Source organism: Streptomyces sp. NPDC014676 (assembly GCF_043084105.1).
Taxonomy (GTDB): Bacteria; Actinomycetota; Actinomycetes; order Streptomycetales; family Streptomycetaceae; genus Streptomyces.
This window is the reverse complement of record NZ_JBIBZI010000011.1, coordinates 198,870-210,704: the sequence shown is the minus strand read 5'-3', so window position 1 is coordinate 210,704 and position 11,835 is coordinate 198,870. Positions and strand designations below refer to the sequence as shown.

General features: G+C 72.3%; 12 protein-coding genes. 3 read left to right on the top strand and 9 right to left on the bottom strand.

Annotated elements, in window-relative coordinates; genetic code table 11:
- Positions 1 to 73: 73 nt before the first annotated feature.
- The 4 genes from coaD to ACF1DX_RS28015 are packed head-to-tail and all read right to left on the bottom strand — an operon-like array spanning position 74 to position 5,271.
- Positions 74 to 553 carry a pantetheine-phosphate adenylyltransferase gene (gene coaD, locus ACF1DX_RS28030; protein WP_391793911.1) on the bottom strand — a complete coding sequence of 160 codons (480 nt, stop codon included), beginning with the start codon at positions 551 to 553 and terminating at the stop codon, positions 74 to 76.
- 26 nt (positions 554 to 579) lie between these two features.
- On the bottom strand, positions 580 to 1,167 hold the full coding sequence (gene rsmD / locus ACF1DX_RS28025; RefSeq protein ID WP_391793910.1) for a 16S rRNA (guanine(966)-N(2))-methyltransferase RsmD: 588 nt from the start codon (positions 1,165 to 1,167) through the stop codon (positions 580 to 582).
- Positions 1,168 to 1,215: 48 nt separating this feature from the next.
- On the bottom strand, positions 1,216 to 3,423 hold the full coding sequence (gene recG / locus ACF1DX_RS28020) for an ATP-dependent DNA helicase RecG (protein ID WP_391793909.1): 2,208 nt from the start codon (positions 3,421 to 3,423) through the stop codon (positions 1,216 to 1,218).
- 27 nt (positions 3,424 to 3,450) lie between these two features.
- Positions 3,451 to 5,271 (bottom strand): DAK2 domain-containing protein, encoded by a 1,821-nt coding sequence (locus ACF1DX_RS28015; protein ID WP_391793908.1) that lies wholly within the window; start codon positions 5,269 to 5,271, stop codon positions 3,451 to 3,453.
- 267 nt (positions 5,272 to 5,538) lie between these two features.
- Here ACF1DX_RS28015 and rpmB point away from each other — a divergent pair, with 267 nt between their 5' ends.
- Positions 5,539 to 5,724 carry a 50S ribosomal protein L28 gene (gene rpmB, locus ACF1DX_RS28010; protein ID WP_004924906.1) on the top strand — a complete coding sequence of 62 codons (186 nt, stop codon included), beginning with the start codon at positions 5,539 to 5,541 and terminating at the stop codon, positions 5,722 to 5,724.
- Between the two features lie 313 nt (positions 5,725 to 6,037).
- Here rpmB and thiD read toward each other — a convergent pair whose 3' ends face one another.
- Together thiD and ACF1DX_RS28000 are read right to left on the bottom strand one after the other, a co-directional pair.
- Entirely contained in the window at positions 6,038 to 6,835 is a 798-nt protein-coding gene (thiD, locus tag ACF1DX_RS28005; protein ID WP_391793907.1) for a bifunctional hydroxymethylpyrimidine kinase/phosphomethylpyrimidine kinase, read from the bottom strand.
- A complete protein-coding gene (locus tag ACF1DX_RS28000) occupies positions 6,832 to 7,797 on the bottom strand; it encodes a thiamine-phosphate kinase (protein ID WP_391793906.1) in 966 nt (321 codons plus the stop codon). The genes thiD and ACF1DX_RS28000 overlap by 4 nt, the downstream gene beginning before the upstream one ends.
- A 206-nt stretch (positions 7,798 to 8,003) precedes the next feature.
- Here ACF1DX_RS28000 and ACF1DX_RS27995 point away from each other — a divergent pair, with 206 nt between their 5' ends.
- Together ACF1DX_RS27995 and ACF1DX_RS27990 are read left to right on the top strand one after the other, a co-directional pair.
- Entirely contained in the window at positions 8,004 to 8,237 is a 234-nt protein-coding gene (locus ACF1DX_RS27995) for an Lrp/AsnC family transcriptional regulator (protein ID WP_037933238.1), read from the top strand.
- 20 nt (positions 8,238 to 8,257) lie between these two features.
- A complete protein-coding gene (locus ACF1DX_RS27990; RefSeq protein ID WP_391793905.1) occupies positions 8,258 to 8,761 on the top strand; it encodes a DUF3515 domain-containing protein in 504 nt (167 codons plus the stop codon).
- A 25-nt stretch (positions 8,762 to 8,786) separates the two neighbouring features.
- Here the strand turns inward: ACF1DX_RS27990 and ACF1DX_RS27985 are convergent, their stop codons facing one another.
- From ACF1DX_RS27985 to ACF1DX_RS27975, 3 genes are all read right to left on the bottom strand, one after another.
- Positions 8,787 to 9,944 carry a D-alanine--D-alanine ligase family protein gene (locus ACF1DX_RS27985; RefSeq protein ID WP_391793904.1) on the bottom strand — a complete coding sequence of 386 codons (1,158 nt, stop codon included), beginning with the start codon at positions 9,942 to 9,944 and terminating at the stop codon, positions 8,787 to 8,789.
- 82 nt (positions 9,945 to 10,026) lie between these two features.
- Positions 10,027 to 11,037: an NAD(P)H-dependent glycerol-3-phosphate dehydrogenase gene (locus ACF1DX_RS27980; protein WP_391793903.1), complete on the bottom strand. Its 1,011-nt coding sequence runs from the start codon at positions 11,035 to 11,037 to the stop codon at positions 10,027 to 10,029.
- On the bottom strand, positions 11,034 to 11,831 hold the full coding sequence (locus ACF1DX_RS27975) for a lysophospholipid acyltransferase family protein (RefSeq protein WP_391793902.1): 798 nt from the start codon (positions 11,829 to 11,831) through the stop codon (positions 11,034 to 11,036). The genes ACF1DX_RS27980 and ACF1DX_RS27975 overlap by 4 nt, the downstream gene beginning before the upstream one ends.
- Between the last annotated feature and the right edge of the window lie 4 nt (positions 11,832 to 11,835).

Below are 11,835 nucleotides of genomic sequence, written 5' to 3'. Positions count from 1 at the left end.
TGTGTTGGAGACGGACGGGACGACTGTACGACCCCGGGCCGCCCGGTGGACACCGGGCGGCCGGTACGGACGGTCAGTCCTGGCGCAGGCGTTCGGTGAGGGCCGTCAGGACCTCCGGCGGCACCAGGTGGGAGACGTCGCCGCCCCAGGCCGCGACCTCCTTGACGAGCGAGGAGGACAGGAAGCTGTAGGTGGGGTTGGTGGGGACGAAGAGGGTCTCCACGCCCGAGAGGCCGTTGTTCATCTGGGCCATCTGCAGTTCGTAGTCGAAGTCGCTGACCGCGCGCAGGCCCTTGACGATGGCGGGGATGTCGCGCTGCTTGCAGAAGTCGACGAGCAGGCCGTGGAAGGCCTCCACACGGACGTTGCCGTACTCGGCGGTGACCCGGCGGATCAGGTCGATCCGCTCCTCGATCTCGAACAGGCCCTTCTTGGACTGGTTGATCATCACCGCGACGTAGACCTCGTCGTACAGCCGGGAGGCCCGGGCGATGATGTCGAGGTGTCCGTTGGTGATCGGGTCGAACGACCCGGGGCATACGGCGCGGCGCACTTGTGATCCCTCGCTCTCCGGTCCGGTCATCGTGCGTCTTCGCACGTAGAGGCGGCGCGACCGTACCAAAACGTTCCCTCGCCGTAGCGGCGGGCCCGGATCCCCTCGAAGCCGGGCGGCCAGGCGAATTCCCCGCCTCGGGTGCTGCGCTCCACGGTGACGAGGGCTTCCTCGGCGAGCCAGCCCCCCGAGCGGAGTGTGAGCAGAATCTCGCGGAGATCGTCGTCCGGGACGGCATAGGGCGGGTCGAGGAAGACGATGTCGTACGGCCCGTGCGGGGGCGCGGTGCGGATGATCTGTTCCGCTTTGCCGGATCCGACCTCGGCGCCGGGGAGTCCGAGCGACTTCACGTTCTCCCGGACCGTGCGGACGGCGCGGGCGTCGGCCTCCACGAGCAGGACGTGTCCGGCGCCGCGGGACAGGGCCTCCAGGCCGACGGCGCCGGAGCCGGCGTACAGGTCGAGGACGCGTTCGCCGTCCAACGGGCCGCCGAGCAGGGACTGCCAGGTGGAGAAGAGGCCTTCGCGTGCGCGGTCGGAGGTGGGGCGGGTCCCCTGTCCCGGCGGAACGGCCAGGCGGCGTCCGCCGGCCGCGCCGGCGATCACGCGAGTCATGTCCTCGGTCCTTGTCGGTGTGTGCTGGTCGGTGACCGTCCCAGTCTGTCAGCCCTTTTCCAGGTACTGCTCCCGCTCCTCGTCCAGCAGTGCGTCCAGGGCCGTGCGCAGGGCGGGCAGACGCGCCAGGTCCGGGTCGGCGGAGACCACCGCCGCCGCTTCCTCCCTCGCCTCGGCGATGATCTCCTCGTCGTCGATGACGGCGAGCATGCGCAGGCTGGAACGGGTGCCGGACTGGGCCTGGCCCAGGACGTCGCCCTCGCGGCGCTGCTCCAGGTCGATGCGGGAGAGTTCGAAGCCGTCGAGGGTGGCGGCGACGGCGTTCAGCCGCTGCCGGGCCGCGCTCGCCTCGGGCATCTCGGTGACCAGCAGACACAGGCCCGGGGCCGAGCCACGGCCGACCCGGCCGCGCAGCTGGTGGAGCTGGGAGACGCCGAAGCGGTCGGCGTCCATGATCACCATCGCGGTGGCGTTGGGGACGTTGACGCCGACCTCGATGACGGTGGTGGCGACCAGGACGTCGGCCTCCCCGGCGGCGAAGCGGCGCATGACGGCGTCCTTGTCGTCGGGCTGCATGCGCCCGTGCAGGACCTCGACCCGGAGCCCTCGCAGCGGCCCGCTCGCGAGCTGCTCCGCGATGTCGAGGACGGCGAGCGGGGGCCGCTTCTCCGCCTCGCCCTCGGGGGGCTTCTTCCTGCCGGCCTTCTTCGGGTCGTCCTCCTCGTCACCGATGCGCGGGCAGACCACGTACGCCTGGTGGCCGTTCGCGACCTCCTCGCGGACCCGTTCCCAGGCGCGGGCGAGGAAGTGCGGCTTGTCGGCGGCCGGTACGACATGGCTGGCGATGGGCGAGCGGCCGGCCGGGAGCTGGTCGAGGACGGAGGTCTCCAGGTCGCCGAAGACCGTCATCGCGACCGTGCGCGGGATGGGGGTGGCGGTCATGACGAGCAGGTGCGGGGGCTGTTTGCCCTTGCCGCGCAGGGCGTCGCGCTGCTCCACACCGAAGCGGTGCTGTTCGTCGACCACGACCAGGCCCAGGTCGTGGAACTTCACCTTGTCCTCGATCAGCGCGTGCGTGCCGATGACGACGCCGGCCTCGCCGGTGGCCAGGTCGAGCAGCGCGTGGCGCCGCGCCGCCGCCCCCATGGACCCGGTGAGCAGCACCACCTTGGTGGCGGTCTCCGCTCCCCCGAGCATCCCTCCCTCGGCCAGCTCCCCCATCATCTCGGTGACCGACCGGTGATGCTGCTGGGCGAGCACCTCGGTGGGCGCGAGCATCGCCGCCTGCCCGCCCGCGTCGACGACGGCGAGCATGGCGCGCAGGGCGACCATCGTCTTGCCCGACCCCACCTCGCCCTGGAGCAGGCGGTGCATGGGGTGTTCGGTGGCGAGGTCGGTGAAGATCTCGGCGGAGACCTTCTGCTGCCCCTCGGTGAGGGTGAAGGGGAGGCGGTCGTCGAAGGCGGCGAGGAGGCCGTCCGGCTTGGGGCGGCGGGCCACGGCGGGGAGTTGCGCGTCGGCGTGGCGGCGGCGGGCGAGGGCGACCTGGAGGACGAAGGCCTCGTCCCATTTGAGGCGGGCGCGGGCGTCCTCGATGTCCGCCTTGGTGTGCGGGCGGTGGATCTTCAGCAGGGCCTCGGGGAGGGTGGCCAGTCCGCGGCCCGCGCGGAGGGACTCCGGGAGCGGGTCGACGGCCTCCTGGGCGCTGGGCAGGACCGTCTGGAGCGCCTTGCCGATCTTCCAGGACTCCAGCTTGGTGGTGGCGGGGTAGATCGGGATGAGGGCGCCGGCCCAGGTCTCGACCGTCTCCTCGGCGTCACCACGCAGCAACTCGTACGCGGGATGGGTGAGTTGGAGGCGACGGTTGAAGACGGAGACCTTGCCGGCGAACATCGCGCGGGTGCCCGGCAGGAGTTCCTTGTGCGGTTTGTGGACTCCGGCGCCGAAGAAGACCAGTTGCAGCCGGCCGCTGCCGTCCGTGATGGTCACCTCCAGGCGCTGGCCCTTGCCGCGCGGGGCCTTGGCGGAGGCGAAGGTGTGCAGGCGGGCGTCGGCGACCTGGGCGACCACCGTGACGTGCTCGTCCATGGGGAGGTCGGCGAGGTGGGTGAGCTGGCCGCGCTCCTCGTATCTGCGCGGGTAGTGGTGCAGGAGGTCGCCTACGGTGTGCAGGCCGAGGTGCTCGGCCATCACCTTCGCGGTGGCGGGGCCGAGCACTTTCTTCAGTGGTTCTTCCAGTGCGGGCACGGCATCCATTGGACACCACACCACTGACAACGGAGGTCACTCCACCCCGATGAGCAGCAGGGCGCCCTGCCTGCCGCCGTGGTACACCACCGTGTCGACGGCGAGGTAGCCCTCACGGACGCGGGTCTCCAGGCGGACGGCGACGGATGCGGGGGCGTCGTCGCCGAGGACCAGGGTGACCAGTTCGCCGCCGGCCGCGAGCATGCGGTCGAGGACGGCCTCCGCGGTGGCCGTGAGGTCCTGCCCGATCACGGCCACGTCCCCGTCGACCAGGCCGAGGACGTCCCCGGCCTGGCAGATGCCCGCCATGGTCCAGGACTGGCGCTCGGCGACGGTGACCTCGGCGTAGCGGGTCGCGCCCGCCGCCGACGTCATCGACACCACGTCCTCGTCGAAGCGGCGCTCCGGCTCGTGCACCGCGAGCGCCGCGATGCCCTGGACCGCGGAGCGGGTCGGGATGAGGGCCACCCGGACCCCCTCCGCCCGGACCTGCTCGGCCGCCGCGGCGGCGGTGTGGCGCAGGTCGGCGTCGTTGGGCAGCAGCACCACCTCCCGCGCGTGCGCGCGCCGTACGGCCTCGACGAGTTCGCCGCTGGCGGGCGGCTCCCCGGGACGGGCGAGCACGGTCGTCGCGCCCGCCTCGGCGTACAGGCCCGCCAGGCCCTCTCCGGGCACCACGGCCACGACGGCCCGCTGCGCGCGTTCCCCGGGCGCCGTCGGCTCCGTGCCGGTGGTGTGGACGTCCCCCGCGCCGAAGTGGGTGATCCGGATCCGGTACGGCCGTCCGGCCTCGACCCCGGCCTCCACGGCGGCGCCCGCGTCGTCGACGTGCACATGGACGTTCCACAGTCCGTCCCCGCCGACCACCACGAGCGAGTCGCCCAGCGCGTCGAGCCGGTCGCGCAGCCGCGCGACGGCCGCGTCCTCGGCCTCCAGCAGGTAGATCACCTCGAAGGCCGGACCGCCGGCCCCCGGTACGGCTCCGGCGTCGGCGCACTCACCGGTTCCGGCGGGCTCGGCGGCTCCCTGGGGGAGATCTCCGCGCGCGTCCGCGCGCGCCGGGCGCCGCGCCCCGTCCCCCGGGCCCGCCGCGCCCCCGGCGGGCGGCTCGGCCACATGCCGCACGCGCGCGTGCGGCCCGGAACCGGTGACGTGTACGGAGCCGCTCCACGGGCCCCCCACCGCCGGCATCGCCCGCGGTGCCTCCCCCGTGAACGTCTCCACCAGTGCCGCGAGCACCGCCACCAGACCCCTGCCGCCCGCGTCGACCACTCCGGCCCGCTGGAGGACGGCCAGCCGGGCCGGGGTCTCGGCGAGTGCCGCGCGGGCTCCCTCGTGGGCCGCCCGCGCCACCGCCCCGCAGTCGCCCTCCGCCCGGCCGGCCGCGTCGGCGGCGGCCGAGGCGACGGTGAGGACCGTGCCCTCGACGGGGTGGGCGACGGCCTGACGCGCGGAGTCGGCCGCGTGCCGCAGCGCGGTCCGCAGTCCCTGCCCGTCGGCGTGCCCCGGGGCCCCGTCGCCGGCCAGCACCTGGGCCATGCCGCGCAGCAGCTGTGCCAGGATCGTCCCGGAGTTGCCGCGGGCGCCGATCAGCGCACCGTGCGCCATCGCCCGTACCGCGTCGGCGAACGCCGGCCGCCGGTCCCCGCCGGCCTCGTGCCCCTCGAACACCGCCTCCACCGCCGCGGTCGCCGACTCGACGGTCAGATAGAGGTTCGTCCCGGTGTCCCCGTCCGCCACCGGGTAGACGTTGATCGCGTCGATCTCCTCACGGGCCCGTCCCAGCGCCTCGAGCGCGAGACCGCACCAGGAGCGCACCGCGAGAGCATCGAAGAATGTCTGCGGCACCTGCGCCACCTGCGCCTCCTTGAGCTGCCGGCCGTGGCAGGCAGCGTAGACCGTGGGACGCCGCCCGCCGGAAGAGGGCCGGAGGCGGGCCCCTGAGCCACCGTGGTAGTTTCGTTCTACGGGTGCAGCCGTTGTATGCTGCTCCGGTTGCCCGATCCGATCGGGCCTCTCCCCCGGTAACGCCACTCAGATTCCACAGGGCTCCTGGAGCTCGGAATTTCGATCCCGGCATGCCGGGATCATCCGTAAGTGCATCTGAAGTCTTTGGAGTGACCCGTGGCTGCCAACTGCGACGTCTGCGGCAAGGGGCCGGGCTTCGGCAACAACATCTCCCACTCGCACCGCCGTACGCCCCGTCGCTGGAACCCGAACATCCAGCGTGTGCGTACCGTGGTCGGTGGGACGCCGAAGCGCGTGAACGCCTGCACCTCGTGCATCAAGGCCGGCAAGGTCTCGCGCTGACGCTTTCGCTGAGCGCGCGGCCATAGTCGGTTTCGCCGCACTTAGCCGGTCCACCTTGGGGTGGGCCGGCTTTTTGCTGTGGTCCGGCGCTTTTGTGAGGTGGCCGGCGGGTGGGGTGGGCCGGGGGGGTGGGCGGCCCGGCGCTTGCGGGGTGCCTCCCCCACTCCCGGCTTCGCTCGAGCGGGGGGACCCCCATCGCCCACCCGTGCCGCCCTGGGGGTACCTCCCAGGCCTTTAAGGCACTGGGGGAGGCACGATTGCCCGCGGGAACGACAGGGCGGTCACCCGCGGGAACGGCAGGTGACTGGCCGCGTCAGTGGGGTGGGGTCAGGTTCCAGGCGTGGTTCACCGGCCCTATGCCCGCGCCCAGGGCGAAGCCCGACGCTATCGCTCCGGTGACGTAGGACTTGGCCGTCCTCACCGCCTCCGGTATCGGGTGGCCCTTCGCCAGTTCCGACGCGATCGCCGAGGCGAGGGTGCAGCCCGTGCCGTGGGTGTGGCGGTTGTCGTGTCTCGGGGCGCGCAGCCAGTGCTCCTCGGAGCCGTCGGTGAGCAGGTCCACGGCGTCGCCGGACAGGTGGCCTCCCTTGATCACCACCCAGCGCGGCCCGAACTCCAGCACCGCCCGGGCCGCCCGGCGCAGATCGCCCTCCGACTCGACCCGTACGCCGGTGAGCTGCGCCACCTCGTCCAGGTTCGGGGTGGCGACCGTCGCCACCGGCAGCAGCCTCGTCCGTACGGAGTCCAGCGCGGAGGCCGCGAGCAGCGGGTCCCCGTGCTTGGAGACCCCCACCGGGTCGACGACCGCCGGCGCGTCCGTGCCGGCGACCAAGTCGGCCACCGCCTCGACGAGTTCGGCGGAGGACAGCATGCCGGTCTTGACCGCCCGCACCCCGATGTCGTCGACGACGCTGCGGTACTGGGCCCGCACCGCCTCCACGGGCAGCTCCCAGGCGCCCTGCACGCCCAGGGAGTTCTGCGCGGTCACCGCGGTGAGCACGCTCATGCCGTGCACGCCGAGCGCGAGCATCGTCTTCAGGTCGGCCTGGATGCCGGCGCCGCCGCCGGAGTCGGAGCCGGCCACGGTGAGGACCCCGGGCGGCGCGCTCATGACTCGATGTCCCCGAAGTGGTCCCAGCCGCCCTGGGTCGTCCAGGGCGCCCCGTCGACCGTCACCTGGGGCAGCGCCGACGGGTTGAGCACCTCGCCGATCACCTTCCAGCGGGCGGGCAGCTTCACGTCCGGCGGGAAGGTCGCCACGATCGCGTGGTCCTCTCCCCCGGTCAGCACCCACTGCATGGGGTCGACGCCGACGGCCTGGCCGATGTCGTTCATCTGCGAGGGGATGTCGATCGCGCCGGAGCGGATGTCGATGCGGACCTTGCTGGCCTCGGCGATGTGCCCGAGGTCGGCGATCAGCCCGTCGCTCACGTCGCACATCGCGGTCGCACCGAGACCGGCGGCGGCCGGTCCCGCGTGGTACGGCGGTTCGGGACGCCGGTGCGCCTCGACGAAGGCGCGCGGCGAGCGGAAACCGCGGGAGAGCACCGCGTACCCGGCCGCGGACCAGCCCAGCCAGCCGGTCACCGCGACGAGGTCGCCGGGCTGCGCGCCGCCCCGGGTGACGGGCTCCTGGTTGCGCAGGTCGCCGAGCGCGGTGATCGACACCATGATCGTGTCGCCGCGTACGACATCGCCTCCGACGACCGCGGCACCCGCGACCTGGCACTCGTCGCGCAGTCCGTCCATCAGCTCGCTGGGCCAGGTCACCGGCAGTTCCGCGGGGACGACGAGGCCGAGCAGCAGCGCGGTCGGCACGGCACCCATGGCGGCGATGTCGGCGAGGTTCTGCGCGGCGGCCTTGCGGCCGACGTCGTAGGCCGTGGACCAGTCGCGGCGGAAGTGCCGGCCCTCCAACAGGATGTCGGTGCTGGCCACGACCCTGCGGTCGGGCGCGGAGACCACCGCGGCGTCGTCGCCGGGGCCGACCCGGACCGCCGGGGTGGTGGTGAGGCGGGAGGTGAGCTCCCTGATGAGCCCGAACTCGCCGAGCTCACCAACAGTGCCCTTCATTTCCCTTTCGACCCTTCTATGCCTGTCCGTGCCCGGTCGCGAGGCGTTCGAGTCCTCGCTACGGTCGAAGTGACCGTCAACTTCTCTCGTGTCTGTACCCCGGCGCGCAAGGCCCGGTTCCCGCAGGTCTCCCCGCGAGGAGCGGCGACGCGATACCGTGGCGTTCCTTTTCCCCACATGATCCTCGTGGCCGCCCTGGAGGTTCCGTGGTACAGGCGTACATCCTGATCCAGACCGAGGTCGGCAAGGCGTCGACCGTCGCCGAGCTGATCGGCAAGATCCCTGGAGTCATCCAGGCCGAGGACGTGACCGGACCGTACGACGTGATCGTGCGCGCCCAGGCCGACACCGTCGACGACCTGGGCCGCATGGTGGTCGCCAAAGTCCAGCAAGTGGACGGCATCACCCGCACCCTGACCTGCCCGGTCGTCCATCTGTAGCCCCCGTCTACCCTGTGCCGGTGAACTCCTTCCGTCACCGGTGCACCGTCCTGTCCGCGCTCGCGGTGCTGATCACCGCCGCCGCGGGCTGCTCCTCGGCAGACGACAGCGCGTCCGCGGCGGTTCCCAGCCCGGACGCGAAGGTCACCAAGCTGTGTCAGAACCTGGACAAGGCCCTGCCGGCGAAGGTGGACGGTGAGAGTCGCGACGATCCCGAACCCGCGTCCGAACTGACCGCGGGCTGGGGCGGCGTGGCGATCATACTGCGGTGCGGTGTCGAGCGACCCCCGAAGATGGCCGATCCCAAGGTGGCCAACGGGAACGACGCCGACGCGGTGCCGGGCGGAGTGAACGGCGTCGACTGGCTCATGGAGACGCTGGACGACGGCGTGCAGCGCTTCACCACCGCCAACCGCGAGGCGTACGTCGAGGTCGAGGTGGTCGACGGACGGGACAGCACGGGCGTACTGATCGATCTGGCCCCGTCCCTGAAGAAGGCGATCCCCGAGGGGATCGCCTTCTGAAGCGTGCGTGAAGCGGCCGGGCGGCTCAGCGCAGCCCGGTCGACCGGCGCAGCGCCGCCCGCACCAGCAGGTCGACCAGCTCCGGGTAGCTCACCCCGGTGGCCTGCCACATCTGCGGGTACATCGAGATGGGTGTGAAGCCGGGCATGGTGTTGATCTCGTTGATCACGAACTCGCCGTCCTCGGTGAGGAAGAAGTCCGCGCGCACCAGCCCCTCGCAGGAGGCGGCGTCGAACGCCTCCACCGCGAGCCGCCGCACCTCGGCCGTCTCCCCGTCGGTCAGCGGCGCGGGCACGATGCCGGGCGTGGAGTCGATGTACTTGGCCTCGAAGTCGTAGTACGCGTGCGCGTCGGGCGGCGGGATCTCGGCCGGCAGCGAGGCGCGCGGGCCGTCCTCGAACTCCAGCACACCGCACTCGATCTCACGGCCGCGCAGCGCCGCCTCGACGAGGATCTTCGGGTCGTGGCGCCGGGCCTCGGCGATCGCCTCGTCCAGGCCGGAGATGTCGTCGACCTTGGTGATGCCGATCGACGAGCCCGCGCGGGCGGGCTTCACGAACAGCGGCCAGCCGTGTTCGCCGGCGAAGTCGACGATCTTCCTGCGGGCGGCGGACTCGTCCCGCTCCCACTCGCGCGGCCGGATCACCACGTACGGGCCGACCTTCAGCCCGAAGGAGGTGAACACCCGCTTCATGTACTCCTTGTCCTGGCCGACGGCCGAGGCGAGCACGCCGGAGCCGACGTAGGGGACGCCGGAGAGCTCCAGCAGGCCCTGGAGGGTGCCGTCCTCGCCGTAGGGGCCGTGCAGCACCGGGAAGACCACGTCGACCTCGCCGAGCGCCTTGGGCACCGAACCCGGCTCGCTGTAGACGACTTCACGGCTGGCGGGGTCCACGGGGAGCACCACAGCGCCCTCCGTCGACTCGGCGAGCTGGTCGACGGTGGGCGTACGGCGGTCGCTGATCGCCATGCGTTCCGGCTCGTCGGCGGTGAGCGCCCAGCGGCCGTCCGTGGTGATGCCGATCGGCAGGACGTCGTACGTGGTCCGGTCGATGGCCTTGAGGACGGCGCCGGCGGTGACCACGGAGATCCCGTGTTCGGAGCTGCGCCCGCCGAACACGACGGCCACACGCGGCTTGCGGGACGGCTGCTCGGGGCTCTGGGGGAGGTTCTCGGTGCTCATATCGCGATGAGCGTACCCGCCCGTAGGGCCGGGACACAGCGCCCGCAACGCCGTGCGTGGGCCGAACGGAGGGGGCCGTCGCTCAGCGTCGTTCGGGCTTCGCGCTGCGCGACATCAGCTCCTTGACGGCGACCACCGGGGGCTTGCCCTCGTGCACGATGGAGACGACCGTCTCGGTGAGCGGCATGTCGACGCCGTGCCGGCGGGCCAGGTCCAGCACCGACTCGCAGGACTTGACGCCCTCCGCGGTCTGCTGGGTGACCGCGATGGTCTCCTCGAGGGTCAGGCCCTTGCCGAGGTTGGTGCCGAAGGTGTGGTTGCGCGACAGCGGCGAGGAGCAGGTGGCCACCAGGTCGCCCAGGCCCGCGAGGCCGGAGAAGGTCAGCGGGTCGGCGCCGAGGGCGACGCCGAGCCGGGTGGTCTCGGCGAGGCCGCGGGTGATGAGCGAGCCCTTGGCGTTGTCGCCGAGCCCCATGCCGTCCGCGATGCCGACGGCCAGGCCGATGACGTTCTTCACGGCGCCGCCCAGTTCGCAGCCGATGACGTCGGTGTTGGTGTACGGCCGGAAGTAGGGGGTGTGGCAGGCGGTCTGGAGCCGCCGGGCGACGCCTTCGTCGGTGCAGGCGACCACGGCGGCGGCCGGCATCCGGGCGGCGATCTCCCGGGCCAGGTTGGGGCCGGTGACCACGGCGATGCGGTCGGCGCCGACCTTGGCGACGTCGTCGATCACCTCGCTCATCCGCATCGCGGAGCCGAGTTCGACGCCCTTCATCAGCGACACCAGGACCGTGCCGGGCGCGAGCAGCGGCGCCCACTCGGCGAGGTTGCCGCGCAGGGTCTGGGAGGGGACGGCGAGGACGGTGAAGTCGGCTCCGCGGGCGGCCTCGGCGGCGTCCGCGGTGGCCCGCAGGTTCTTCGGGAGTTCGATCCCGGGCAGGTAGTCGGGGTTGGTGCGGGTGGAGTTGACCGCCTCGGCGAGTTCGGGGCGCCGCCCCCACAGCACGACGTCGCAGCCCGCGTCGGCGAGGACCATGCCGAAGGCCGTCCCCCACGATCCGGTGCCGAAGACGGCCGCCTTGACCGGCTCGCTCACGTGCCCAGCCCCTCTTCCCGCGCGGTGGGCCTGCCGCCCCGCGCCCGCTCCTCCCGCCTCTGCGTGTGCGTCCTGCGGCGCTGCTCGATCCGCTCACGGCGCGGGTCGTACGGCGTCCCGGGGGCCTTCTCGCCGCGGATCTGCTCCAGCTGGCGCGTGACGGCCGCCATGATGACCTCCGTCGCCTCCTTGAGCAGTTCCGGGGTCATCTCCCGCTCGTAGAAGCGGTCGAGGTCCACCGGCGGCCCGGCCAGCACGCGGTGCGTCTTGCGCGGCAGCAGGCTGGGCTTCTTGGCGTACGGCGGCAGCAGTTCGTTGGCGCCCCACTGGGCGACCGGGATCACGGGGCACTTGGTCTGCAGGGCGACGCGCGCGGCACCGGTCTTGCCGGTCATGGGCCAGCCGTCGGGGTCGCGGGTGAGGGTGCCCTCGGGGTAGAAGGCGACGCATTCACCGCGCTCCACGGCGTCGATCGCCGCGCGGAAGGCGCTGAGCGCGTCCGTGCTCTCGCGGTAGACGGGGATCTGCCCGGTGCCGCGCATCGCGGCGCCGATGAATCCCTTGTTGAAAAGCCCGCTCTTCGCCAGGAATCGCGGAACGCGCCCGGTGTTGTACTGAAAGTGCGCGTAGGCGAAGGGATCGATGTGCGAATTGTGGTTCACCGCGGTGATAAATCCACCCTCGGCCGGAATGTTCTCCATTCCGCGCCAGTCCCGCTTGAGCAGAACCACCAGCGGCGGTTTGCAGAGAACCGCGGCGAAGCGGTACCAGAAGCCGATTCTGCGGCGCGGCACGAGT